The sequence below is a fragment of the Paraliobacillus sp. PM-2 genome (assembly GCF_001368815.1).
In the GTDB taxonomy this organism is placed as follows: Bacteria; Bacillota; Bacilli; order Bacillales; family Amphibacillaceae; genus Paraliobacillus.
This window is the reverse complement of the sequence record NZ_CTEI01000001.1, coordinates 1,222,988-1,249,433: the sequence shown is the minus strand read 5'-3', so window position 1 is coordinate 1,249,433 and position 26,446 is coordinate 1,222,988. Positions and strand designations below refer to the sequence as shown.

Genomic DNA, 26,446 nt, shown 5'->3' with positions numbered 1-26,446 from the left:
AAATGAATCCTATTAAAGCGAAAGAACAGTTAAAAAATTTTTTGTTAGAAGACATAGGGGATAAGGATATAACTAGTCAAATGTTGTTTGACACTAATTATGTAGGAGAGACATATGTGATTGCAAAGGAAACAGGGGTTATGTCAGGAATTGATATCATATCTTATGTATATCAAATCATAGATCGATCCATATCTGTTGTGACGTATAAACAAGATGGACAAATAATTGAAACTGGTCATGTTGTTGCAAAGATTAAAGGAAGTATTGGCAATATATTGATGGGCGAAAGAGTAGTATTAAATGTTATACAGCGAATGAGCGGGATTGCAACGTTAACAGATCGTGCTGTGCAACTTTTAAATTCTTCACATACAAAAATTTCTGATACAAGAAAAACGACACCAGGTTTGCGAATGTTTGAGAAATATGCAGTTACTTGTGGCGGGGGGGTAAACCATCGTTACGGTTTATACGATGGAATCATGTTAAAAGATAATCATATAGCAATGTATGGTTCGATCAAAAAAGCAGTCGATAAAATACGATCAACGGTTGGTCAAATGGTTAAGGTTGAAGTAGAAACGGAAACCATTGATCAGGTAAAAGAGGCAGTATCGTGTGGTGTTGATATTATCATGTTTGATAACCAAGATGCAGCATCTGTAAGACAATTAATCCAATATGTTCCGAAATCTATTATTACTGAAGCATCGGGTAATATTACGCTTAATAATATATCAACCTATCAACATTCAGGTGTTGATTATATTTCATTGGGATTTATTACACATAGTCCAAAATCATTAGATATTAGTATGAAGAGCTAGGGGGAGAAAGATGCAAACGCTTGATTTTTTAAAGCAAATAAATCAACAACTTCCCGCACATTATCGGGAACTATCTGATAAAGAAATGATAGATAAAATTGCAGAAATCAAAGCAGATTTAGGACATAAGCTATATATACCTGGTCATCATTATCAGAAGGATGAAGTGATACAATTTGCTGATGACACAGGCGATTCTTTACAATTAGCTAGACTTGCCAAGCAGAATAAAGAAGCAACCTATATTGTATTTTGTGGTGTGCATTTTATGGCAGAAACAGCCGATATGCTTACAAAAGATGATCAGATTGTTATTTTGCCTGATATGAAAGCTGGTTGTTCGATGGCAGATATGGCTAATATGGAACAAACGACACATTGTTGGAATGAATTACAACAGTTGTTTGGCGATACAATTATCCCATTAACATATGTCAACTCTACAGCAGAGATTAAGGCATTTGTTGGTAAGAACTATGGTGCAACAGTAACCTCTTCGAATGTGAAAGAAATGGTGAAATGGGCTTTTACACAAAAAAAACGAATTCTCTTTTTACCTGATCAACATTTAGGTAGAAATACTGCCTTTGATTTAAATATTCCATTAGATGAGATGGCTGTTTGGGATCCAATAACCAATCAATTAAATAGAAAAGGAGAACTTGAAGATATACGAGTTATTTTGTGGAAAGGACATTGCTCAGTCCATGAAAATTTTACTACGAACAATATTTCTTATCTAAGAGAAAAAGAATCGGATAGAAAAATTATTGTTCATCCAGAGTGCAAATGGGAGGTTGTTCAACAAGCAGATTATGCTGGTTCGACAAAGTACATTATTGATACAATTAGTACAGCACCTCCGGGATCGAAATGGGCAATTGGCACGGAAATGAATCTTGTGAAGCGGTTAATTAAACAGCATCCTGATAAGGATATTATTTCATTGAATCCTCACATGTGTCCTTGTTTAACGATGAATCGAATTGATTTGGCTCATTTATTATGGACGTTAGAATCATTAAAACAAGGCAAGGTTATCAATCGTATTCAAGTTAATCCAACTATTTCAAAATTTGCAAATGAAGCATTAGAAAAAATGTTAGCAACTGTTTAAATAAAAAACAAATGAATGTGTAAAACGTTCATTTGTTTTCTTATTACCTAATAAATATCAATAATAAAAATTTTTCTTTTAAATGTTATCAACTTTTCAGGGCATTCGCATATGTTGTTAATGAATTATACTGTTAATTGCCTATGTTTTATTGATCAAAATAAAGGAAGGAGTTACAATGTTGAAAATTCATATTGTACAAAAAGGGGATACCCTATGGAAGCTTGCTCAGAAATATAATGTTAACTTTGAAGAATTAAAACAAATGAATACACAATTAGCAAACCCAGATATGATTATGCCAGGAATGAAAATTAAAATACCATCTACAACAAAACAAGTGCAAAAGCAATCAACAATGGATAAAACAATCCATCCTTATAAAGACACGTCACCAAAAGCAATGCCTGTAGTGGAAGAAGATGATAAAAAGGCTGCACCAAAAGTAAAAAAGGAGATGCCTAAACCAATTCAAGAAAAACAAATGCCAATGCAACCAATTCAGATGCCGAGCTTACCTGACTTTTACTCTAATAACTATAATATCGATGTAGATATAGAGGACAATGATACTGAAGTAAATCAATATGCTTTTCATCAAATGAATCAACAGCCAAGCCAACAAAAACCTACTCAACAACCTATACAGCAACCTATGCAACAACCTATCATGCCTATGTGCTATGTCATGCCACCATGTATGCCAATGTATCCAATGCCACATCCTCAACCAATCATGCACCCAAAATCAAACCATTGTGATGAGCCTGTCGATCCTTGTGAGACATTCCAGTCACCACAACAATTGATGCAACAACAACCAATGTGGCATCACCAACAACCAATGATGCCACCTTTTAATCAGGATGAGGAAGAAATGGAATCTTCAAGTGTAGATATGCCACCATTACCAAATCAATCAATGCCAATGCAACAACAATACCAGCAAATGCCATATGGAGATTGGCCAGACAATATGCCACAAGCTCCAATGTGGTCACCGATGCAACAACAGTCACCGATGCAACAAGCACCAACACAACAACCACCGCACATGGGAGGGCAAGGACCATCTATGCCTCCAAACATGATGCAGCAACAGCCTTATCAGACAATGCCTTCACCACAGCCTGGCATGCCAATGCCTTATCAAGGAAATATGAATCCTTATCAACAACAAGGTGCTTTCCCTTACCGTGAGGATAATGAGGAAAATGAATAACCATAAAAGAGACGATTCAGTGTTGAATCGTCTCACTACTTTTCTTAACAATAATGCGGACTTATCGATTCAGTCAATCAAATTAATCAAACCGCCTATCTATTTAGTGACAAACCATCTAAATCAGCAATTTATTTTAAAAGGATATAAGAAATTAGAAACGATAGATAAACAATGGCAGTTATTTGACCGTGTAGATCAAGACTTTATTATACGCTTTTGTCCTTTTCCAAATAAAAAAAGGTATTTAAAGTGGGGAGGATACTATTGGACATTACAGAAATATTATCCAGCAAGAAAATTGGACTATCATAAGAAAAAAGATAGAAAGCGTGCATGGAGAGTAATGAAACAGTTTCACCATGCAACCACTGGGTTGACTATCCCAAATGAGTCCTGTTCAACAGCATTTGTACCAAAGTGCAAAAGTAGACTAAATAAGTGGCAACAATCAAAAGAAATAATGGATCACTTAGGATATCAAAAGTTATATCAAGAAATTGAATTGCAATTAATTGAAAGTATTGAATGGTTTGTATCTACTAATAATCCAGCAATTGAAGATAGTCGCTATTTTCAAGCAAATTGGATACATGGAGATGTTGCTTCCCATAATTTTTTAAGCGATAATAAGGATAATATATATCTAATAGATTTTGACTTATTGTCTCCCTCACCTTCTATTTATGATGAGATTCAGCTTGGACAACGATTCTTACCATACATTGAACATGATTTTGACCAGTTAAACAGTTACATAGAACCAGTCACATATCAAGCTTATCAACTTTTCTTTATAGCTTTAACGATTCCTACTGATTTTGTTCGCGAATGGTGGTATTATATTTCAAAGTCAACAGCAATTGCTGATATTTCGAGCTATCTTATTGATTTTCAATTAAGCTGGGAAGAACGGAGACAATTTGTTGAAACTGTAAAAAGAGAACTTAACAGATAAAACGCGGAAGGGGTAAAACATATGCAAGAAAAAGCAGAAAAACTCGTGAAATGGCTACAGCAACAAATACAATTAACTGGTGTTAAAGGGCTGGTTGTTGGCGTAAGTGGTGGTATTGACTCAGCAGTGGTTGCCAATTTAATTAAACGTGCTGCCCCAAATGCTTCGCTTGGTGTGATGATGCCTTGTAATAGTAATCCACAGGATTTAACACACGCAAAAAAAGTAGTTGATGCTGCTGACATTGACAGTGTTACCGTAGATCTGACAAGAACACATGCTATGATGCTAGAAGAAATTCAAACCCAATTAAAACAAGTAAATGTGTTCAATGAAGAAAATCAGCAACTTGCAGATGCGAATCTTCGTGCACGTCTTCGAATGAGCACGTTATATAGTATTGCAACGAATCATAACTATCTTGTAGTAGGCACAGATAATGCAGCAGAATGGTTTACAGGTTATTTCACTAAATATGGAGATGGTGGTGTTGATTTAGTTCCTTTAGTACATTTAACTAAAGGGGAAGTAAAGAAGCTTGCTGAATATCTTGATGTTCCTACGGAAGTTATTAATAAAAAACCAAGTGCAGGACTTTGGGAGGGGCAAACAGACGAGAATGAAATGGGAACAAGTTATGCAATGATTGATCGTTATTTAGAAGGTAAGGAAATACCTGAAAAAGATAAAGAAATCATAGAACGATTGCATAATAGAACTGCGCATAAACGTGATTTACCAAAGACACCACAGAAATTTTAAGTATAAATCGAGCCTCTTTGTCGGATAGGGTAAAGAGGTTTTGTTGATTATTTTTCTGGTGCAGGCAGATATGTTATATTGTTATCGGATGAGGATTTGTGAGAAGGGAGATCACATATATGGCAGGACATTCAAAATGGAAAAATATTCAGCGAAGAAAAAACGCCCAAGATGCAAAAAAAGGAAAAATATTTATGAAGATGGCAAAAGAGCTTTATGTTGCAGCGAAGGATGGTGGGGGAGACCCAGAAATGAATCCATCCTTACGTTTAGCTATAGATAAAGCCAAAGCTAATAATATGCCAAATGATAATATTGATCGGGCAATAAAAAAAGCAACAGGTGATTTAGATGGGGCAAACTATGAAGAGGTAATTTATGAAGGATATGGACCTGGTGGTGCAGCTATTATGGTTGAGCTTTTAACAGACAATAAAAATCGAGCCGCTTCAGATGTTAGGCACGGATTTTCTAAACATGGTGGAAATTTAGGCGAAAACGGCTGTGTTGCTTTTATGTTTGATAGAAAAGGGTATATTGTAATTGAGCGTTCGACAACATCACTTGATGAAGATATGATGATGCTCAGTGCAATTGAAGCAGGTGCAGAAGAAATGGAAACAAATGAAGATACATTCGAGATTTTTACCACACCTGATCAATTTCAAGATGTGAAAAAACAACTTATAAATGAAGGGTATGAATTGGCAACAGCGGAGGTAACGATGTTTCCACAAACGTATGCTTCTTTATCCGATACTGAATCTGAGAAAATGTCAAACCTTATTGATCATTTAGAAGAACTAGAAGATGTTCAAGAAGTTTATCATAATGCAGAATTAAATGATGTGGAATAAATCGTTTCATTAAATGATCAGCATGCTTTTACAATTTTTAAAAGAAAGGGTTTTCTTTAGTTTCTAAATTACACTATTTAGAATATAATGATTAAAAAAACATATTGAGGTGTCTAATCATGGGTGAATCAAATGATTGTGAAGCATTACCGGGTCAACAAATCTTAGAACAAGAAAATGCGATTGATCGATTAGAACATTTTAAAGCGAATGACAAAGAATATTATGTTGTTTATCAAAAAGAAAACCAACGGGCAAAGAGAGAATTAAAATTTAACAAAGTAAATAAACGATCAGATGATACTTTTGCTATAGCGATGCATACAGAAGATAAAACAAATGCTATTCGATACTATCATGGTGAAGAGATTATTCTTTCTAAAGATGAAATTATTCAATTGCGAATTATTGATCCAGGTGAATATGATTTTGTTGTGTATACTGATTAGTATGACTGTATTTTGTACTGATATATTAGTGTGGTGAAAAAAATTATAGTTTAATGATTGTTAGATCAACATCTCATTTGTTTCTTAAATGTCGTATAAAAGCTATAATAAACATAAAATTAAAATTCACTAATAAAGCATAAACTTAGCTAATTTGGTCAAACATATGAACAACGGATATTTATTTATTAATAGATAAGCCAACTAAATCTATGTTTGACTGAGGTGCAAAAATGAGGAAACATATTCTTTTAAGTAGTTTTGCTGCGTTAATGTTTATCATAGGCTTTGGTACACATGCTGTCATGTCGAATGAAACTGTGTCAACTAATGATAATCAAAATAAAGCTACAGAAGTTACTAATTCAACTACCTATGTTTCTAAGGAGCCATTACAAGTAAATGTCACATTACAAAAACAATTTTTAGATGGAAATATAACTGAAAAGACTAGGAAGAAGACTATTTATGCTATGGAAGATTTTTGGTCAGAATATGAAAATTGGCAATTGATTAATCAAAGCCAAGAAGAAATGGTTTTTAGGAAACAAATCGATGATATTTCACCTTCTCTTAAACAAAACGGTTATTTTGGATTACAGAACAGTATGTTATCAATCTTTGAAGGTGAACCTATTCATCAACAAGTAATACAGTCTTTTTATCAAATTGATACAGACACATTAGAGAGTAGACAATTTGAAGCGTTACAAAAAGGAATAAAGATCGATTCAAAAGAGAAGTACTTACAAGTTCTTGAGGTTTATCGTGACCTCTCTCCAACTAAACAGGTTCAAGGATAAACAAGCAAAGTGTATCTAACCCTTTGCTTGTTTTCTTTGCTATACTGATTATAATACTATAAAAAATTCACCTATGTATTTTTCTCTTGTTACGAATTGTTATTAGTGTGTGCGAACATATGATTGTATGATAAAATGTAATTACATAGAGTGATTGTATTAGTGGAGAGGGAGTTACGATAAAAAATGATAGCTTATATATATGGTAAACTAGAAATAATTAATGAGACATCTATCATCTTAGAGACAAATGGTATTGGTTATGAATTGGTATGCGCAAATCCACTTAAATTTGAAGGTGAAGTAGGCCAGATGATTCGTGTATATACCTTTCATTACATAAGAGAAGATGCACAACTTTTATATGGTTTTTCTGATCCTGAAGAAAAAATGTTATTTTCTAGAATTCTCCAAGTTTCAGGTATTGGCCCTAAGGGCGCATTAGCTATTGTAGGAACAGCTGGTGTGAATGATTTTGTTGTTGCTATAGAAACAGAAGATGAAAAATTCCTCACTCAATTCCCTGGTGTAGGTAAAAAAACGGCAAGACAAATGATACTTGATTTGAAAGGAAAGCTTGCTACAGAGTTTGATGTAACTGCACCAGATCATCAGAAAGAAACTGAAATGGATACTCTGGTAAATATGCAAGCATTAGAAGAAGCGTTAGAAGCACTTCGGTCACTTGGCTATTCAGATAGAGAATTAAAGCAGATCGTACCAAAATTAAAACAAGAAAAAAGTGATAAAACCGATCATTATATTCGAACTGGTCTAGCTTTATTGACGCAGAAATGACATGGGGTGATTTAAATGGAAGAAAGAATGGTATCGAATGAATATCAACCGGATGATGCATCGATTGAGCTTAATTTGCGTCCGAATACATTGGCTCAATATATTGGTCAGGATAAAGCAAAAGAAAACTTAGCTATCTTTATTGAGGCTGCAAGACTACGTAACGAAGCTTTAGATCATGTGTTATTATATGGCCCACCAGGCTTAGGGAAAACGACAATGGCATCCATTATTGCGAATGAGATGGGGGTTGAATTTCGAACTACCTCTGGCCCGGCGATTGAGAAAGCTGGTGATTTAGCAGCCATTCTTTCTTCGCTTGAAGTAGGAGATGTTTTATTTATTGATGAAATACATCGTTTGCCTAGATCTGTGGAAGAAATTTTATATCCAGCAATGGAAGATTTTTGTCTTGATATTGTGATTGGAACTGGCCCTAGTGCTAGATCAGTTAGACTTGACCTACCGCCTTTTACATTAGTTGGGGCAACAACGAGAGCAGGCTTGTTAACTGCACCACTTCGAGATCGTTTTGGTGTGTTAAGTCGTCTAGAATTTTATACAACAGAAGATTTATGTGATATTGTTGAGCGTACAGCGTCAATATTTAATGTTACCATTGCGAAGGAAGCTGCAATAGAAATAGCAAGAAGATCCAGAGGAACCCCTCGAATAGCAAATCGATTACTGAAGCGTGTTAGGGATATTTCCCAAGTGCGTGGTGAGGTGGAAATTAGTCTGGAAACAACACAAACAGCACTACAAATGCTTCAAGTCGATCAGTCTGGATTGGATCATATTGATCACAAAATCCTTCAGTCCATTATGGATGCTTTTCAAGGTGGACCTGTAGGTTTAGATACTCTTGCATCCACAATTGGGGAAGAATCACAAACGATTGAAGATGTGTACGAACCATTTTTATTACAACAAGGATTTATCCAACGAACACCAAGAGGACGTGTCGTTACACCAAAAGCGTACCAACATTTTGATCGGGAGGTGCCAAATACTTGACCGGGTTTGGTAAAATACTTATTGTAGTAGGGGTTATACTTATTATTATTGGTTTATTATCCAGTGTAATTGGTAAATTACCAGGTGACATTCATTTTAAAAAAGGAAATGTGTCTGTATATTTCCCAATTATGACATCAATCTTAATTAGTATTATTATATCTATTATATTGATTATTATAGGTAAGTTTCGTTAGATAGGAGTAAACAATGAATATAAACGATTTTAATTTTGAATTACCCGAACAATTAATCGCACAAACACCGTTAAAAGACAGAACATCATCTAAATTATTAGTCATGGAAAGACAATCACAAACTATATCCCATCATCGATTTAATGATATTATTGATTATATTCAACCAGGTGATTGCCTTGTTCTGAATGATACAAAAGTACTTCCAGCTCGGTTATATGGTTCAAAAAAAGATACTGGTGCAAAAATTGAAGTATTACTTCTCCATCAAATAGAAGGAGACGAGTGGGAAGTATTAGTGAAACCAGCTAAAAAAATAAAAATAGGATCAAAAATAACCTTTGGTGACGATAAATTAACAGCAATTTGTACAGAAGAAAAAGAACATGGAGGGAGAATACTCCAATTTAGTTATCATGGGATTTTCCTAGAAGTGTTAAACGAACTTGGTGAAATGCCACTACCTCCATATATTAAAGAACAATTGCCTGATCAAGAACGTTATCAGACTGTCTATGCACGTGAAGAAGGTTCAGCAGCAGCACCTACAGCTGGTTTGCATTTCACAAATGAATTGTTAGCTCAACTAAAAGAAAAAGGTATAAAGATTGTATTCTTAACTTTGCATGTTGGATTAGGAACCTTTCGACCTGTAAGTGTAGATACGATTGAAGCGCATGATATGCATGCTGAATTTTATCATATGCCACAAGAAACAGCAGATACAATTAATCAAGTGAAACAAGACGGAGGAAAAGTTATTTCTGTTGGTACTACATCAACCCGAACTTTAGAAACGATTGCAAGAGACAACAATGGGGAGCTCGTTGCGGCTAGTGGCTGGACAGATATCTTTATCTATCCCCCATACCAATTCCGAGCAGTAGATGGATTAATTACTAACTTTCATTTACCGAAATCAACTTTAGTGATGTTAGTTAGTGCTTTTGCAACGAGAGATTTTATTATGGAAGCATATCACGAAGCAATTAAAAAGGATTATCGCTTTTTTAGCTTTGGGGATGCGATGCTTATTTTGTAGTATAGAAGCTTAAAAAGAGAGGAAAAGATGATGGAAGCTATTCGTTATGAATTGATAAAAACGTGTAAACAAACAGGCGCAAGACTTGGTAAGGTTCATACGCCTCATGGCTCATTTGAAACACCCATGTTTATGCCTGTTGGAACCCTAGCTACAGTAAAAACAATGAGCCCAGAAGAGCTAGAAGAAATGGGAGCTAAAATTATATTATCCAATACGTATCATTTGTGGTTACGTCCAGGAGAAGACATTGTAAAGGAAGCCGGCGGTTTGCATCAGTTCATGAATTGGGACGGTGCAATATTAACTGATTCTGGAGGATTCCAAGTCTTCAGTTTGAGCGATTTACGAGAAATTGAAGAAAAAGGTGTTCATTTCCGTAATCATATAAGTGGAGAAAAATTATTTTTATCACCTGAAAAAGCGATGCACATTCAGAATGCACTTGGTTCTGATATTATGATGGCTTTTGATGAGTGCCCACCTTATCCTGCAGAACACAAATATATGAAAGCCTCTGTTGAACGAACAAGTAGATGGGCAGAGCGTTGTTTACAAGCTCATAATCGACCATCCGACCAAGGTTTATTTGGCATTGTGCAAGGTGGTGAATATGAAGATTTGCGACGTCTAAGTGCCAGTGACCTCACGTCAATGGATTTTCCTGGTTACGCTATCGGAGGACTTTCAGTTGGTGAGCCAAAAGACGTGATGAATCGTGTGCTTGAATTTACGACACCTTTATTGCCAAACAATAAGCCACGTTATTTAATGGGGGTAGGATCACCTGATTCATTAATTGACGGAGCTGTTCGTGGGGTAGATATGTTTGATTGTGTACTACCAACTAGAATTGCTAGAAATGGTACATGCATGACGTCAAATGGTCGTTTAGTAGTTCGAAATGCAAAATATGCACGTGATTTTTCGCCGATAGATCCAAATTGTAATTGTCACACATGTCGAAATTATTCACGTGCATATATTCGCCACTTAGTAAAAGCAAATGAAACGTTCGGATTAAGATTAACTACTTATCATAATCTATATTTTCTGTTAGAATTAATGGGGCAAGTACGCAAAGCGATAAAGGAAGATCGTCTTGGCGATTTCAGAGAGTCATTCTTTGAACAATATGGCTTTAACAAGCCCGATGCTAAAAATTTCTAAAAAAGGAGGCGAATAGATTGGAAGCAATTGCAAGTTTACTCCCATTCATTTTGATGTTTGTGATTTTCTATTTTCTTTTGATTCGTCCACAACAAAAGCGACAAAAGCAAGTAAAACAAATGCAAGCGGATCTACAAAAAGGTGATAAAGTTATTACAATTGGTGGAATGCACGGTTCGGTGCATGCTATTGACGAAAACACAATTGTAATTGACGTACATGATGGTACGAAGCTTACATATGATCGATCATCTGTAAGAGAAGTTGTCTCAAAAAATGAACAAGCATAAGTAAAATAACATGCACAAAAATAAATACCCCCTCAGTTAGATAAATATTCTAATTTTGTGGGGGTTTTTGTTATTTAACTATTTTTCTAAAACCCCCAGCTAACGGTCTGGAAACCTTAAGAGGGGGATCAGTTAAAAAAATTTATCAATCGATCAGCTATTTTTTTGTTTTACATTTACACCGATCATTCCACCAATCATACCTGCCAATAAAAATGCACTATGATAGATCAATTGTAACCAAGAAAATGACTGTTGTAAGCCTAAATATTGATATAGAAATACAAATAAACTAAATCCTAAGCTTGTTAATAACCCGATAAGCCATCCCCTTTCTCCTGTCTTTAGACCTGCAAAAATACCCCCACTTAGAAAAGCAATAAGACTAATCACTGTTGTACTTTGTGAAAGTGTTGATGCCCCTAAACTTGTAAAACGAAGTAATAAAGATAAAATAATACTTGCTAAGATCATCAACGTTAAAATAGCGAGCCAACCGTATAGTAAACCAGTAAATCGATGCTTCATTTATATTCCCCTTTCTTGCTTGTCCTTTAGTTAAGAATATGCAAATCAAGCTAAATTAGAATAAAATATTTCTCTGATTAATACATATATTGAAAGAACAGTTAGGTAAACAATAATTGTGTATTTTTTTAGAGGGGAAGTGTATTAATTTTGGCTCCTATCATTGCAATTTCTATCTTTGTTGTTTGTTATGTCTTTATTATATCTGAAAAAATAAATCAAGCATTAATTGCCCTTTTAGGCGGAATATTGCTTCTTTTAACCAAGATTTATACATGGGAAGATGCATTTACTAATTATATTGATTGGGAAACGATAGCATTACTCTTTTCCATGATGGTGCTTGTATCAATTACGAAAAAAACAGGTATCTTTTCATTTATAGCAATTTATTTTGCTCAGAAGGTAAAAGGAGAACCGATAGCATTATTAATAGGGACAGCCTTTCTAACAGCGATTGGGTCCGCGTTGCTTGATAATGTAACGACGGTATTATTATTTGTACCAATTATGTTTACGATAATCAGAATCCTTCATTTACCGTCATTTCCTTATATATTAACAATTATCTTTAGTTCAAATATTGGTGGAACAGCTACTTTAATAGGAGATCCTCCAAATATTATGATTGGACAAGCAGTGGAACACCTCAGTTTTTTGTCATTTGTAAATCATCTAGGACCTGTTGTAGTTATCATTTTTAGTTGTATGTTACTTTTTTTCTGTTTTTATTTTCGAAAGCAATTAAAAAGAAAGCCAGAAGCAGTGCGAGAGTTACTAGAAATGAATCCATCTGCATATGTTAAAAAATCTCCAATGGTTTATCAATCTATTGGTGTTTTATGCTTAACCATTGCAGGATTTCTATTGCATCCTTTTCTTCATATTGATCTAACTACTGTAGCAGTAAGTGGAGCAATTCTACTAATGTTATTAACAGAAAAAGAGCTGTCAACGGAAAAAGTATTTCAAGAAGTAGAATGGATTACATTATTCTTTTTTATTGGGCTGTTTATGCTTGTAGGAGGTTTAGAAGAGGTTGGTGCGATTGATGAATTAGCGCGTTATATTATTTGGATGACTTCTGGTGATTTACCACTTACTGCAATCTTTCTGTTATGGATTTCTGGTTTTGTTTCTCAAATTATTAATAATATACCGTTTGTTGCAGCGATGATACCGGTAATTGAAGAATTTCAAACGTATGGTATGGCCAATGTTGATCCGTTATGGTGGTCATTAGCCTTGGGTGCTTGTCTAGGTGGAAATGGGACATTAATTGGCGCCTCTGCGAATGTAGTAGTTGCTGGCATGGCAGAAGCAGAGGATGAAGGGATATCTTTTATGAAATTTTTAAAATATGGTGTGCCATTAGTTATATTCTCTTTATTAGTATCAAGTGTGTATGTCTATATGCGATATCTCATCCCTTTTTTACATGATTTTTAAAACGAATCAAATAATTCTTGGATATTAAATAAAGAAAGGGGCGAAGATAGACAGAGAAGGGGTGAGCATCATATGGATATTGAAATAGGAAAATTGATTTTTAGAACTATTTTTACATATAGTATGATTGTTATTGTTTTTCGCTTAATGGGGAAAAGAGAAATTGGTGAGTTGAGTCTGTTAGATGTAGTCATATTCATTATGGTTGCCGAAATTGGCGTTTTTACAATTGAGGAACCTAAACGTCAATTACTTGAGGCGATAATTCCTGTATTTATTTTATTAATCATTCAACGACTTATTGCATGGGTGTCTTTAAAAAGCAAAAAGTTTAGGGATTGGTTTGAAGGAAAACCCTCTGTTATTATTTCTTATGGAAAAATTGATGAATATGAGATGAAAAAACAACGTTATAATCTAAACGACTTAATGCAGCAATTACGTGAAAATGGAACACGAAGTATTGAAGATGTTGCATTCGCAATCTTAGAGCCCTCAGGCAAACTATCTATTTTTGAACAGAATGAAGATGGTAGTGATGGATATGTTTACCCATTAGTAATGGATGGAGAAATACAAGAACGGAGCCTGAAAAAAATGAATAAGCCAAAAACATGGTTAATTAAACAATTAAAACAAAAAGGATATCCGTCTATAGAAGAGATATCCTTTTGTTCTATTGATAAAAATGGAGAATGGTATATTGATAAAAAAAATGAACGTCGCTAATGAATAAATCGTTGAATCCAAGGAATTTGTCTTAACTCGTCTTTTGTGATAAATCGTAAAATAAAAAGTAAGAAAATATATAAAATGAAAATTAAACTAAATAGAAGTAGTAAAGCTTGTAAGCTAGATGCATATAATGGGATCCACTGTTTCAACAGGTAACTAATCAACCATGTCGCTGTTAATAATAAGATCATTCGTAGTACATCTATAGCAGGAATACGGAATTTAGCAACTTTATACAATGTCGCTAAATGCAAGAAAGTCCCTAATACAAAGCCAATGGTGATTGCTATAGCTGCTCCCATAATACCAAACGTTGGATTGGTGGTTAACGTGATTAATATAACAAATTTGACAATCGTGCTAATAATGTTATTCCACATAGCAGGTTTTGCATAGTCTAGCGCTTGTAGTGCTGCGTTCAAAGGGAACTGTATATATAACAAGATAAAAAATGGCGCCATTAGAATTAAAAATGGACTAGCACTACTTGTCCCATACATAAACATTAAAATTGGTTCTGCGAACATCGTTAAGATAACAGTTGCAATTGCACCTGAAGCAAAAGAGATTCGAATGGCTTGGTGTATACGGTAATGTATTAAGTGACGCTGATGCTTGGCTTCTGCTTCGCTAATGTTTGGTATTAAAGCAATAGCAAGTGAGTGTGTAATAAAGGTTGGGAGAAATAGTAATGGAATGGCATATCCAGTCAATGCACCGTATTGTTTGGTGGCGATCACCGTTTGAATTCCTGCAATTGCTAAACTTTGAGAGACTAGAATGGGCTCTAGAAAATTAGAAATAGAACCAACAAGTCTACTTCCTGTACTAGGTAATGCAATCGAAAGTAATGATTTTAACGTATCCTTGCCTGATGATAAATAAGCGAAGAATCGATGGTGTAAAGTAATACGTTTATGAAAACGAAACATTCGCAACATAAATAGTAATGAAGTTAGTTCTCCTATAATGACAGAAATCATTGCTCCACAAGCAGCAAATTCAATTCCATATGGAAGCAACAATTTAACAAAAAAGGCAACACATGAGATGCGAATAATTTGCTCAATTACCTGTGCATAACTCTGAGGTTTCATATTTTGTCTACCTTGGAAGTAACCACGGATAACAGAAGCAATTGCACTAATCGGCACCATTGGTGTGATGGCAAGTAAAGGATATAATGTTCTATCATCTGTTAAGAAATGCTTTGCGATTAATGGAGCACTCACAATCATTCCAATTGTAAACACAACACTTAATGTTCCGGTAATGGCTAGAGATATTACTAAAATTTTTTTAATTTGTCGTGTGTTATTGTTTGCTTCTGCCTCAGCGACACGTTTAGATATTGCTATTGGTAATCCAAATTGTGATAATGTGTAAATTAAAAATAACGTGGGTAAGGCCATGTTATATAGACCAATTCCCTCTTCCCCCATTAGTCTTGCTACAACAATACGATTAATAAATCCTAATAATCTCGTAATCAATCCAGCAAAAACTAAGATAAGCGTGCCTTTTACAAAAGATTGCTTAGTCATTATTGCCAATCCTACCTTCTCAAAAAAATAAAATTCCTATACAATAATGTATATGCACATAAGTTGGTCAAGCATGACAAGCATCTATAATTTACAAAAGAAAAGGGAGAGCGATCGTATTGGCAATGTCAAGGACAGTAGAAGATTGGCGAGCATTTCTTTCAGTTGTATTACAAAGTAAAACAGAAGAGCTTAGAATGATGGGATATGGCGATACAACAGAGGATGTTGTTTGGCAATGTTTGAAACAAAAAGTTTGGAAAGGTAATCCGGAAAAACGTCTGTACCAAGTTGTCGAGGATATTTTACATTTAAGTACAAATATATATATGAGTTATTTAACTGTTGAATCTTATAAAGAAGACGATCTAATGGCTTCTATTGCAGCACTTACTGAAAATAAAGGACAAGAATAAACAAAATTCTGATTGACATTAGTAGTTATTGGTAGCATAATACGTTTGAAACTAATTTATTAAAAAAGAAAGCGTTTGAAAAGAGTTGCTTGATTTTTTTCGAAAGAATCAAGCGGAGGAGGCGTAATACATATGGTAAAGCGAGGCAGAATAATTGCCTTTTTTCTAATTGTACTCGCACTTGCCGGAACAATTGGAACAACAATAACAGGGATTACAGAAGATATGAAGCTTGGATTAGATCTTCAAGGTGGCGTGGAAATATTATATGAGGTTGAAGCTTTAGATGAAAGCCAAGAAATCAATACAGAGGTATTAGAGGCTACCGTTCAATCGCTTAGACAGCGTGTCGATGTGTTAGGTGTTAGTGAACCAAATTTCAATATTGAAGAGCCCAATCGAATTCGTGTGCAATTAGCCGGAATCGAAAATGAAGATGAAGCAAGGGAATTATTATCTACTTCCGCAAGATTATCTTTTCGCGATGTGGAAGATAACGAATATTTAGATGGTTCCAATATAGAAGAAGGTAGTGCAAAACAAGATTTTGATCCTAATACAAATCAACCAATTGTAACAGTTGAGTTCAAAAGTGCCGATTCTTTTGGAGATGCAACTAGAGAAATCTTGAATAATTATAAAGATCAAGCTAATCATCGTATTGTTATTTGGATGGATTATGAAAAAGGAGATTCTTTTAAAGAAGAGTCTAAAAAAGCTGATCCGAAATACATTTCGGCTCCAACTTTTGATGAAGTGTTAAACCATAAAAATATTATGATTTCTGGTAATTTCACTGTGGAGTCAGCTAAGCAATTGGCAGATATACTGAATGCTGGTTCGTTACCAGTTAACTTAGAGGAAAAATATACGACATCTGTTGGTGCACAATTTGGTTTGCAAGCAATGGATAAAACCATTTTCGCTGGGATGCTCGGTGTAGCATTTATTTTCTTATTTATGCTTGCTTATTATCGTTTCCCAGGATTTATTGCTGTTGTGACATTAAGTTTATATATTTACCTTGTATTACTTGTATTTGAACTGATGAATGGTGTATTAACACTACCAGGTATAGCGGCATTAATACTTGGTGTTGGTATGGCTGTTGATGCAAATATCATAACGTATGAACGGATGAAAGAAGAGCTTAGAGAAGGTAAGTCTGTTATGGCTGCCTTTAAAGCGGGGAATAGTAACTCATTATCTACTATTTTTGATGCGAATATAACAACATTAATCGCTGCTACTGTTCTATTTATTTTTGGTACAAGTTCTGTAAAAGGATTTGCTACTTTACTGATTGTGAGTGTTGTATTAAGCTTTATTACCGCTGTATTCGGTGCACGTTTCTTCCTAAGCCTTTGGGTGAAAAGTAGATTCTTAAACAAACGACCAGGTTGGTTCGGTGTAAAAGATGCTGATATTAAAGATATTTCAGATAAATCCGAAGTAGAACCAACTGTTTTTGGACGTCAATTTGATTTCGTGAAACATCGGAAAAAGTTCTTTCTTGCCTCTGGAGTTTTAGTTGTACTTGGAACACTATTCTTAAGTATTTTTGGATTAAACCTAGGTATAGATTTTACAAGTGGTTCTCGTGTCGAGATTAATGCAGGGAATACCGTTTCTGTTGAAGAAGTGGAAAGTCACTTTGCAGAATTAGAGATAGAGCCAGAGAAAATTGCGCTTTCAGGAAATGATAATGAGATTGCGGTCGCTCGTTTTGATTCAAAATTAGAGAAAGATACGGTCGCAACAATTAAGTCACATTTTAATGCTGCTTATGGCTCTGATCCTAATGTGAGTACTGTTTCGCCTGTAGTTGGAAAAGAATTAGCTAAAAATGCAATGTTAGCTGTGTTATATGCATCGATTGGGATTATCATTTATGTGACGATACGCTTTGAATTTTATTTTGCATTAACAGCGATTCTTGCATTATTACATGATGCATTCTTCATTTTAGCTTTATTCAGTATTACACAGCTAGAATTTGATATTACGATTATTGCCGCGATTTTAACGATTGTTGGTTATTCGATAAATGATACCATTGTTACTTTTGATCGTATTAGAGAAAATTTAAAATTAAAACAAAGAGTTCGTACTTTCTCTGAATTAGCTGCGATTGTTAATAAGAGTTTAATGCAAACATTAGCACGAAGTATTAATACGGTGTTAACAGTTATTGTTGCTGCAATCATGTTGTATATCTTTGGTGCAACATCCATTACTAATTTCTCTTTTGCATTAGTCGTTGGTTTAATTGCAGGTACTTATTCATCATTGTTTATTGCCGCACAGGTATGGTTAGTCTGGAGAGGCAGAAATATTAAAGAAAGACCAATTGTGTATGTTAAAAAGAAGAAAAACGATGGTCCACAAGTATAAGTCACAATAATTCTAAATGATGATAAAAGCAAAAAGAAACTCTCCTTAAATCGGTTTAAGGAGAGTTTTTCTGTGGAATAATTAAAGAACTATGTTTTGATGTTAATAACTTTGAAATGGGGTGGTTAGATTGAGGGGACAAACGTATATTATTTCTGCATTTGTTTTTGCTCTTATCGTGGCAATTTTTGCTGTTATTAATGGAGAAGCTGTCACCGTTGATTACTTGTTTGGCACCGGGCAAGTTCCTTTAATTCTTGTTATTTTAATTTCTACGTTAATGGGTGGACTGATAACAGGTGGATTTGGACTCTTTCGCTTATTGAAATTACAGCGTGAAATACGCGCACTTAAACATGAGAATGAAGCATTAAAAGCGAATACATCAAATGGTTTTATTGATGATACATTGATAGATCATAAATCAGAAGTAGAAGATCAATCGATAAAAGAGGAATCATTTAAATCTTAAAAAAATGATCATAATTTATTTGAACCCCCTGACTCACTACTGTATAATAAGTTGGTCAGGGGTGAATTTATGTTACACAGTCAAGCGAATTGGAAATACAAAAATGATGAAATAAAAGAGTTGGTTGATACAACCTTTGATGGTTTAGGCTTATCCCCATTAATTGAACGTCTATTAGTAAAGCGTAATATTCAATCAAAGGAAGAGGCAGTTTCTTTTTTACAACCGAATCTTGATCACCTGTATGACCCATCACTATTATCAGGTATAGATAAGGCAAAACAACGAATTAACCAAGCAATTGATAACGGCGAAAGTATTTTAATATATGGAGATTACGATGCCGATGGTGTTAGTTCAACAGCTGTTTTAGTAGAAACCTTACGTGAATTGGGGGCTATGTGTGATTACTATATCCCAAATCGTTTCACTGAGGGATATGGGCCTAATGAACAAGCATTTCAGGAAGCATTTAAACAAGGTTTTCAATTAATTATAACTGTAGATACAGGGATTGCTGCATTTGGTCCAGCACAATTGGCCAAAGAATTAGGCATTGATTTAATTATAACGGATCACCATGAGGTACAATCAACATTACCGGATGCTTATGCTATTGTTCATCCAAAATGTTCAGCATCCTATCCTTTTAAAGAATTAGCTGGTGTAGGTGTTGCGTTTAAATTAGCTCATTATTTATTAGGCTATTTTCCAAAACAATTTTTAGACTTAGTTGTCATTGGAACCATCGCTGATTTAGTTCCATTGGTAAATGAGAATCGTATTTTAGCATATCATGGCTTAAAAGTAATAAGTCAATCAAAACGACCTGGCATTATAGCATTAAAAAAAATAGCGGGTTTATCAAACACCATATCTGAAGAGGATATTGGTTTTTTAATTGGACCAAGAATTAATGCAGTAGGGAGACTACAAAGTGCTTATCCAGCCTTAGAGTTACTATTAACAGAGGATATAGAAGAAGCGCGGTCTATTGCAAATGATATTAATGAAATAAACCAAGAGCGCCAAAAAATTGTAGCTGATATTACAGAAGAAGCTATTAGTCATGTAGAGTCTAATCAAGAAGCCAATAAGCATGTGATTGTTGTTGCACAAGAAGGATGGAATGAGGGAGTATTAGGCATTGTTGCATCAAAGTTAGTACGATGCTATCAACGTCCGGCAATTGTACTAACCATTCAACCTGAAAAGCAGAGAGCAAAAGGTTCCGCTCGTAGTATTTCCGCTTTTGATATGTTTGAAAATGGCATGGAATTAGCGCATTTATTCCTTCAGTTTGGTGGGCATGCTCAGGCAGCTGGTATGACATTGTCGATTAAGAATGTTGATTTTATTAGAAAGGAATTAAATCAATTAGCTAAGCAAAAGCTATCGTTGGATGATTATAAAGAACAGCTTGACATAGAAGAAACAATAGAATTAGCTGACATTGATTTAAATTTAATTCAAACATTGGATCAATTAGCTCCGTTTGGAATGGGGAATCCAAAACCACTTTTTCATATTAAAGCAAAACCAAATGAATTACGACAGATAGGTAGTAAGCAAAATCATTTAAAAGCAACATTTCAGAGTGAGAAGCAATTAATCCAAGCAATAGGTTTTGGGATGGGAGACCTATATCCCTTCATCAGTTCACAAGCTGTTATGGATGTGGTTGGATTCTTACAAATAAATGAGTGGAATGGTAAAAAGAACACACAAATTATGATCCAGGACGTGGCTATAAAGGACTGGCAACTATTTGATTTTAGAGGATCGAAATTATGGCAAAAACAAATGGGAAATTTTGATCCGAGTGATACTGCTATTATTACATTCCAACCCCAATCCACTTTTAGTTCTTTACCTTTTGAACAGTATCATTTTGATCAATTGAAAAATGAACAGGCAGAGAAAGTGTTAAGCAATTATAAAACAATTATTCTTGCCGATTTACCAACAAAACGACAACATACACGAGAATTAATGAAGTGGGTCACACCTGAAAAAATTATTGTAAGCTATCAAGTTACGAATAGCCAGCTATCACAAGTTTTTCCAAATCGTAATGATTTTAAATGGTTCTATGGTATGTTACTTAAGCGGGGGAGCTTTGTTCTTTCATCAGATATACCTTTATTAATAAAGCACAAAGGGTGGAAGAAAAACAAAATTGAATTAATTATTAGCGTGTTTTCTGAATTGGAATTTGTTAAAATAGATGATGGAGTTATACGTCCAATAAAGCAACCACCAAAACGCGACCTTACTGAATCTCATATATATCAAGAAGTGATAGAACAAGCAAAGACTGAAAAGATAATGTATTATTCTACTTATCAAGAATTAAAAGACTGGATAACAAGTCTAATGGAGCAAAACAGCTCGATTAAGGAGGAAATGATTTATGGATTATAAATCGTATATAACAGTAGTGGAAGATTGGCCAAAAGAAGGCGTTCAATTTAAAGATATCACAACATTAATGGATAATGGTACGGCTTATAAAGCTGCTGTGGATGAAATAGTACAGTATGCGGAAGAGAAAAAAATAGATCTTGTAGTAGGGCCAGAAGCACGAGGCTTCATTGTTGGATGTCCAGTTTCTTACGCCTTAGAAGTTGGGTTTGCACCTGTGCGAAAAGAGGGAAAGCTTCCACGTGAAGTAATAAAAGTTGATTATGGGTTAGAATATGGAAAAAATGTCTTAACGATTCATAAAGATGCAATTAAGCCAGGTCAACGTGTATTAATAACCGATGATTTATTAGCTACAGGTGGTACGATTGAAGCGACAATAAAATTAGTAGAAGCTCTAGGTGGAATTGTTATTGGATGTGCCTTTTTAATCGAGCTTACATATTTAAATGGTCGCGATAAATTAAATGGTTATGATATTCTTACATTAATGGAATACTAAGTTAATGTAACATGAAAGGAGTGCCTTTTGACAGGGTACTCCTTATTTCCAATTAACGTGCATAATTTGTTAGAAATTGTTTGAAAGAAAGTGTTGAAATGATACGAAATCATTGTATCATTCATAAAAATCTTTTATTATACTAGATAAAGTTAGTATTGTATTTATTGTGATCATTCTAAATGAACAGAGGGTTAAAAAGGACAAAGGTGATAAAATGTCGAAGGATAACATTCTAACAGCTGAAGAAGTGATTGAACAAGCATCCCAGTATCTTTCATCGGAAGATACTGATTTTATTAGACATGCATATGAATATGCAAAAAAGTCACATGAAAACCAATTCAGAAAATCAGGTGAACCATATATTTTACATCCAGTACAAGTTGCTAGCATACTAGTTCATTTAGAATTAGATCCAGAAACAATTGCTGGTGGATTTTTACATGATGTGGTAGAAGATACAGATATCACTGTTGAAATGTTAGAGGAAACATTTAACAGTGAAGTCGCAATGCTTGTTGATGGTGTCACCAAACTGGGGAAGATTAAATATAAATCTAAAGAGGCGCAACAAGCGGAGAATCACCGGAAAATGTTTATTGCGATGGCTAAAGATATACGAGTTATCTTAATTAAGCTAGCTGATCGTTTGCATAACATGCGTACTTTAAAACATTTACCACCAGAGAAACAGCGCAGAATTTCAAATGAAACATTAGAAATTTTTGCTCCACTTGCACATCGATTAGGTATTTCAGCCATCAAGTGGGAATTAGAAGATACTGCTTTACGTTATTTAAATCCACAACAATATTATCGAATTGTTAATTTAATGAAACAAAAAAGGCAGGAACGTGAGCACTATATTGAAGAAGTTATGAAAGAAGTGCAGAATCAACTAGAAGAAGTGAATATACATGCCGACTTTTCAGGTAGACCGAAACACTTATATAGTATTTATAGGAAAATGGTTCTGCAAAATAAACAATTTAATGAAATATATGACTTATTAGCTGTTCGTATTATTGTCGATAGTATTAAAGATTGTTATGCCGTGCTAGGTATTATTCATACATGCTGGAAACCAATGCCAGGACGATTTAAAGATTATATTGCTATGCCTAAGGCTAATTTATACCAGTCACTTCATACGACAGTTATAGGTCCAAAAGGTGCACCATTAGAAGTTCAAATTCGAACAAAAGAAATGCATGATATTGCTGAATATGGTATCGCGGCACACTGGGCGTATAAAGAAGGAAAAAAACTGGATCAAGGAAAAGCAAATTCAGAAGAAAAACTTGCTTGGTTTAGAGAGATATTAGAATGGCAAAATGAAACACATGATGCAGAAGAATTTATGGAGTCGTTAAAAGTTGATTTGTTCTCTGATATGGTATATGTCTTCACACCAAAAGGAGACGTTATTGAATTACCAGCTGGATCTGTGCCAATTGATTTTGCTTATAAAATTCATACCGAAGTTGGTAATCAAACAATCGGAGCTAAAATTAATGGAAAAATGGAGCCTTTAGACTACAGGTTGAAAAACGGTGACATTGTTGAAGTGATGACATCTAAACATTCATATGGTCCATCGCGTGATTGGATAAAAATTACACAAACCTCTCAAGCGAAAAATAAAATAAAACAGTTCTTTAAAAAGCAACAACGTGATGAAAATGTTGTTAAAGGAAAAGAACTAGTGGATAAAGAAGTGAAGCTGCTGGGATATGAACCAAAAGATGCGGCTACGAATGATAATTTAACTCGTGTTGCAGAACGATTCAATTTTGTCAGTATTGATGATATGTTTGCAGCTGTTGGTTATCAAGGGATAACGGCAGCACAAATTGCTACACGATTAACAGAAAAACTAAGAAAAGAAGAACAAAACCAAGTGTTAGAGCAAACAATTGAAAATGCCCAAAAACAAACAGTAAAGCCGAAATCTTCTAGAAAGAAAGACTCAGGCGTGAAAGTTGAGGGTGTGGATAATTTATTAGTTCGACTAGCTAAATGTTGTAATCCAGTTCCTGGCGATGATATTGTAGGTTATATTACCAAAGGACGTGGTGTTTCCGTACATCGAAAAGATTGCCCGAATATGCAAACAGAACAAGTTGATCATCGTTTATTACATGTGGAATGGGAAAGTGCAGGTACACAGTCGAAACAATACCATGTTGATATTGAAATATCAGGTTATGACCGTAGAGGGCTTTTAAATGATGTGTTGCAAACAGTTAATGAAATGCGAACTAATATAATTGCTGTAAATGGAAGATCGGATAGAAATAAAATGGCGGTTGTGAATCTAACCATATTAATTCATAATCTAAGTCACCTACGGAAAATTGTAGAACGACTAAAACAAATTAAAGATGTGTATACAGTAGAAAGAGTTGTTCAGTAAGTAAAAGGGGTTATTTACAAATGAAAGCAGTTATTCAACGAGTTGCAAAAGCTGGTGTGCGAGTTAATCAAGAAACAGTTGGAGAAATAAAAGAGGGCATTCTTGCCTTTATTGGAGTTACACATGAAGATACAGAAGCCGACGTAGAATATCTAGCGAACAAAATAATGAATTTACGCATTTTTGAAGATGAAAATGAAAAAATGAATCTTTCATTAAAAGATATAAATGGGTGTTTGTTATCTGTGTCTCAATTTACCCTTTATGGGGATACACGTAAAGGAAGACGTCCGAATTTTATGGGAGCTGCACGACCTGAGGTTGCCAAAAATTACTATGAATCTTTCAATAAACAAGTACGACAAGCGGGTGTCACAGTGGAAACAGGCGTATTCGGTGCGATGATGGAAGTGGATAGCATCAATGATGGCCCAGTTACTTTAATTATAGACAGCAAAGAGAAATAAGCAGTGGAGGTGATCACTCCTCTGCTATTTTTTTGTAAGGTGTACAATATTTGGATATGAACATTTTAAGTCCTTTAGAAAGAAATCCTTCTCACGTAGCTAAAGATAGAGGGCATGGTAATTTATAAGATTAAAAGGTCATCCTTTAATTGGTTAAGAAATATTTTTGCATGCCTGCAATTATGCCTCTACTAATTTTCTTTTGATACGTATTTCGTTGTATCTGAAGTTCTTCCGTTGTATTTGAAATAAATCCAAGTTCTAATAATAATGCTGGTGTGTGATTGGTTCTAAGTACTTGAAAATCACCAAATTGCACGCTACGATTCTTACTATTCGTAGTTTTTAATAATTCTTCATGTATAGATTTAGCGAATAGTTGATCTTTTTTATCATAATAATAGGTGCTTATACCGTTTGCGTTGGGATGTTGTGGTGTACTATTATAATGTATACTCAAAAATGCATCGGCTTGCAGGTGATTCGCATAAATTGCTCTAGCGGTAAGAGAAATGAACTTGTCATTTGAACGTGTTAAATGAACGATTGCACCTAGTTGTTCTAAATCATATTTAATGTTTAATGCTGTTTGAATTGTGTGATCTTTTTCGTGCGTGTTACTAGCTCCTGTTGCTCCTACATCTCGTCCGCCATGACCAGCATCAAGAACAATCACTTTTCCTTTTAGATTTGAATGGGTTTCAAATTGACTAGGTAGCATATCAGTAACTAGTCCAACTGGTACGTAACCTTTTATTCCTTCCCATTTTGTTTTCACCCAATTGTTTGTAGTATCTTCAACCAATAATTTCGTCCCTTTAGGGATAATTCCTACAATTTTTCCTTCCGTGGAAGGAAGATTACGTAAATTAGTGTTATCATATATGGTACTAACATTATCGGTGTTTTTATAATCGTCGGTAGTCTTTTGATCTGGCTTGTTAATCTTCACGTATTTCATCGCAACCCAAGCATTGTTCCCTTTGTAATTAATCTGTACCCACTGTTTTTGGTTTTCAATAAGCGGATAGTCTTCCCCTTGATTTACTTGTCCAATAACATCATACGTTAATCCTGGTCCACTTCTCAGATTAAGGTTATTGACTTGAATAATTACTTCTTCTGCATAGGTAATGGTAGAATGGGATATCATAATTATAAATAAGAAAAAAATACTTAAACGTTTCAGTAATTGATACATTTTCCTTTCCTCCCAATTGTAGGATTGATGTCTACCTTTTTTATCTTAATCAATCATGTATCTGTAAGTCAAAGGTTATTTTGCGGAGAGAAATGGAATAATAAAGAGGTGAATGGATTGCGTAAGACAAATAAGCAAAGTATATCTCAACAAAATTCCTCTATATTCGGTGTTGATTTTCATCAATTTATGGAATTAGAATCTAATCAAAATAGCTTAGAGATCGCAGAAGAATTAGGAATCTCTACAGAGGATGTTCAAAAGCTAAAAGAAAATTTAAAACGATCTTGACAATTTATATGGCAAACAGTATTATTATAAACAATTCTAATTACGTATTAAATAAAAACCAATGAAGGAAACAGTAATTTAGATAGGTGGGG

Annotated in this window: 27 protein-coding genes and 1 other annotated feature (1 of these 28 only partly in view); of the genes, 24 read left to right on the top strand and 3 right to left on the bottom strand. The window is 34.5% G+C overall.

Annotated elements, in window-relative coordinates; genetic code table 11:
• Positions 1-2: 2 nt before the first annotated feature.
• The 14 genes from nadC to yajC all read left to right on the top strand — a co-directional run bounded on the left by nadC (position 3) and on the right by yajC (position 11,512).
• Positions 3-830 carry a carboxylating nicotinate-nucleotide diphosphorylase gene (gene nadC, locus BN1058_RS06000; RefSeq protein ID WP_090854293.1) on the top strand — a complete coding sequence of 276 codons (828 nt, stop codon included), beginning with the start codon at positions 3-5 and terminating at the stop codon, positions 828-830.
• 10 nt (positions 831-840) lie between these two features.
• Entirely contained in the window at positions 841-1,947 is a 1,107-nt protein-coding gene (nadA, locus tag BN1058_RS05995; protein WP_090854290.1) for a quinolinate synthase NadA, read from the top strand.
• Between the two features lie 181 nt (positions 1,948-2,128).
• The gene (safA, locus tag BN1058_RS05990; RefSeq protein WP_176694452.1) at positions 2,129-3,169 is read left to right on the top strand and encodes a SafA/ExsA family spore coat assembly protein; all 1,041 of its coding nucleotides are present in this window, start codon (positions 2,129-2,131) and stop codon (positions 3,167-3,169) included.
• Entirely contained in the window at positions 3,162-4,127 is a 966-nt protein-coding gene (locus tag BN1058_RS05985) for a phosphotransferase (RefSeq protein WP_090854284.1), read from the top strand. Before safA ends, BN1058_RS05985 begins: the two co-directional genes overlap by 8 nt.
• A gap of 21 nt (positions 4,128-4,148) precedes the next feature.
• On the top strand, positions 4,149-4,889 hold the full coding sequence (gene nadE, locus BN1058_RS05980) for an NAD(+) synthase (RefSeq protein ID WP_090854281.1): 741 nt from the start codon (positions 4,149-4,151) through the stop codon (positions 4,887-4,889).
• 119 nt (positions 4,890-5,008) lie between these two features.
• Positions 5,009-5,746 (top strand): YebC/PmpR family DNA-binding transcriptional regulator, encoded by a 738-nt coding sequence (locus BN1058_RS05975; protein ID WP_090854278.1) that lies wholly within the window; start codon positions 5,009-5,011, stop codon positions 5,744-5,746.
• A 119-nt stretch (positions 5,747-5,865) separates the two neighbouring features.
• On the top strand, positions 5,866-6,195 hold the full coding sequence (locus tag BN1058_RS05970; protein WP_090854275.1) for a hypothetical protein: 330 nt from the start codon (positions 5,866-5,868) through the stop codon (positions 6,193-6,195).
• A 233-nt stretch (positions 6,196-6,428) separates the two neighbouring features.
• Positions 6,429-6,998 carry a BofC C-terminal domain-containing protein gene (locus tag BN1058_RS05965; protein WP_090854272.1) on the top strand — a complete coding sequence of 190 codons (570 nt, stop codon included), beginning with the start codon at positions 6,429-6,431 and terminating at the stop codon, positions 6,996-6,998.
• Between the two features lie 186 nt (positions 6,999-7,184).
• Positions 7,185-7,796 carry a Holliday junction branch migration protein RuvA gene (ruvA, locus tag BN1058_RS05960; RefSeq protein WP_090854269.1) on the top strand — a complete coding sequence of 204 codons (612 nt, stop codon included), beginning with the start codon at positions 7,185-7,187 and terminating at the stop codon, positions 7,794-7,796.
• 15 nt (positions 7,797-7,811) lie between these two features.
• Complete coding sequence (gene ruvB / locus BN1058_RS05955; RefSeq protein WP_090854266.1) at positions 7,812-8,813, top strand: Holliday junction branch migration DNA helicase RuvB; 1,002 nt, start codon at positions 7,812-7,814, stop codon at positions 8,811-8,813.
• Complete coding sequence (locus BN1058_RS05950; protein ID WP_090854264.1) at positions 8,810-9,010, top strand: DUF2905 domain-containing protein; 201 nt, start codon at positions 8,810-8,812, stop codon at positions 9,008-9,010. Before ruvB ends, BN1058_RS05950 begins: the two co-directional genes overlap by 4 nt.
• Before the next feature lie 13 nt (positions 9,011-9,023).
• Positions 9,024-10,052 carry a tRNA preQ1(34) S-adenosylmethionine ribosyltransferase-isomerase QueA gene (gene queA / locus BN1058_RS05945; protein ID WP_090854261.1) on the top strand — a complete coding sequence of 343 codons (1,029 nt, stop codon included), beginning with the start codon at positions 9,024-9,026 and terminating at the stop codon, positions 10,050-10,052.
• Between the two features lie 30 nt (positions 10,053-10,082).
• The gene (tgt, locus tag BN1058_RS05940) at positions 10,083-11,222 is read left to right on the top strand and encodes a tRNA guanosine(34) transglycosylase Tgt (RefSeq protein ID WP_090854258.1); all 1,140 of its coding nucleotides are present in this window, start codon (positions 10,083-10,085) and stop codon (positions 11,220-11,222) included.
• Between the two features lie 17 nt (positions 11,223-11,239).
• Positions 11,240-11,512 carry a preprotein translocase subunit YajC gene (gene yajC, locus BN1058_RS05935; RefSeq protein ID WP_090854255.1) on the top strand — a complete coding sequence of 91 codons (273 nt, stop codon included), beginning with the start codon at positions 11,240-11,242 and terminating at the stop codon, positions 11,510-11,512.
• 153 nt (positions 11,513-11,665) lie between these two features.
• Here the strand turns inward: yajC and BN1058_RS05930 are convergent, their stop codons facing one another.
• Positions 11,666-12,040, bottom strand: coding sequence for a TIGR04086 family membrane protein (locus tag BN1058_RS05930; protein WP_090854252.1), 375 nt, complete (start codon positions 12,038-12,040; stop codon positions 11,666-11,668).
• Positions 12,041-12,190: 150 nt separating this feature from the next.
• Between BN1058_RS05930 and BN1058_RS05925 the strand changes: the two genes are divergently transcribed.
• Positions 12,191-13,489 carry an ArsB/NhaD family transporter gene (locus BN1058_RS05925; RefSeq protein ID WP_090854249.1) on the top strand — a complete coding sequence of 433 codons (1,299 nt, stop codon included), beginning with the start codon at positions 12,191-12,193 and terminating at the stop codon, positions 13,487-13,489.
• 72 nt (positions 13,490-13,561) lie between these two features.
• Positions 13,562-14,218, top strand: a complete 657-nt coding sequence (locus tag BN1058_RS05920; protein WP_090854246.1) for a DUF421 domain-containing protein — start codon at positions 13,562-13,564, stop codon at positions 14,216-14,218.
• Here BN1058_RS05920 and spoVB read toward each other — a convergent pair.
• Positions 14,215-15,768, bottom strand: a complete 1,554-nt coding sequence (spoVB, locus tag BN1058_RS05915) for a stage V sporulation protein B (RefSeq protein ID WP_090854243.1) — start codon at positions 15,766-15,768, stop codon at positions 14,215-14,217. The genes BN1058_RS05920 and spoVB overlap by 4 nt on opposite strands.
• A 125-nt stretch (positions 15,769-15,893) precedes the next feature.
• Between spoVB and BN1058_RS05910 the strand changes: the two genes are divergently transcribed.
• From BN1058_RS05910 to dtd, 7 genes are all read left to right on the top strand, one after another.
• Complete coding sequence (locus BN1058_RS05910; protein ID WP_090856034.1) at positions 15,894-16,184, top strand: post-transcriptional regulator; 291 nt, start codon at positions 15,894-15,896, stop codon at positions 16,182-16,184.
• Between the two features lie 132 nt (positions 16,185-16,316).
• Positions 16,317-18,578, top strand: a complete 2,262-nt coding sequence (gene secDF, locus BN1058_RS05905) for a protein translocase subunit SecDF (RefSeq protein ID WP_090854239.1) — start codon at positions 16,317-16,319, stop codon at positions 18,576-18,578.
• A gap of 130 nt (positions 18,579-18,708) precedes the next feature.
• Positions 18,709-19,050 carry a LapA family protein gene (locus tag BN1058_RS05900; RefSeq protein ID WP_090854235.1) on the top strand — a complete coding sequence of 114 codons (342 nt, stop codon included), beginning with the start codon at positions 18,709-18,711 and terminating at the stop codon, positions 19,048-19,050.
• 69 nt (positions 19,051-19,119) lie between these two features.
• Positions 19,120-21,474, top strand: coding sequence for a single-stranded-DNA-specific exonuclease RecJ (gene recJ / locus BN1058_RS05895; protein ID WP_090854232.1), 2,355 nt, complete (start codon positions 19,120-19,122; stop codon positions 21,472-21,474).
• The gene (locus BN1058_RS05890) at positions 21,464-21,976 is read left to right on the top strand and encodes an adenine phosphoribosyltransferase (protein ID WP_090854229.1); all 513 of its coding nucleotides are present in this window, start codon (positions 21,464-21,466) and stop codon (positions 21,974-21,976) included. The genes recJ and BN1058_RS05890 overlap by 11 nt, the downstream gene beginning before the upstream one ends.
• A gap of 217 nt (positions 21,977-22,193) precedes the next feature.
• Positions 22,194-24,395: a RelA/SpoT family protein gene (locus tag BN1058_RS05885; protein ID WP_090854226.1), complete on the top strand. Its 2,202-nt coding sequence runs from the start codon at positions 22,194-22,196 to the stop codon at positions 24,393-24,395.
• A gap of 20 nt (positions 24,396-24,415) precedes the next feature.
• A complete protein-coding gene (dtd, locus tag BN1058_RS05880; protein WP_090854224.1) occupies positions 24,416-24,862 on the top strand; it encodes a D-aminoacyl-tRNA deacylase in 447 nt (148 codons plus the stop codon).
• A gap of 145 nt (positions 24,863-25,007) precedes the next feature.
• Here the strand turns inward: dtd and BN1058_RS05875 are convergent, their stop codons facing one another.
• Positions 25,008-26,063, bottom strand: coding sequence for an N-acetylmuramoyl-L-alanine amidase (locus BN1058_RS05875; protein ID WP_090854221.1), 1,056 nt, complete (start codon positions 26,061-26,063; stop codon positions 25,008-25,010).
• 117 nt (positions 26,064-26,180) lie between these two features.
• Between BN1058_RS05875 and BN1058_RS14295 the strand changes: the two genes are divergently transcribed.
• Positions 26,181-26,354, top strand: coding sequence for a hypothetical protein (locus BN1058_RS14295; protein ID WP_176694451.1), 174 nt, complete (start codon positions 26,181-26,183; stop codon positions 26,352-26,354).
• A gap of 52 nt (positions 26,355-26,406) precedes the next feature.
• Positions 26,407-26,446: a binding site (T-box leader), on the top strand (it continues 191 nt past the right edge of the window).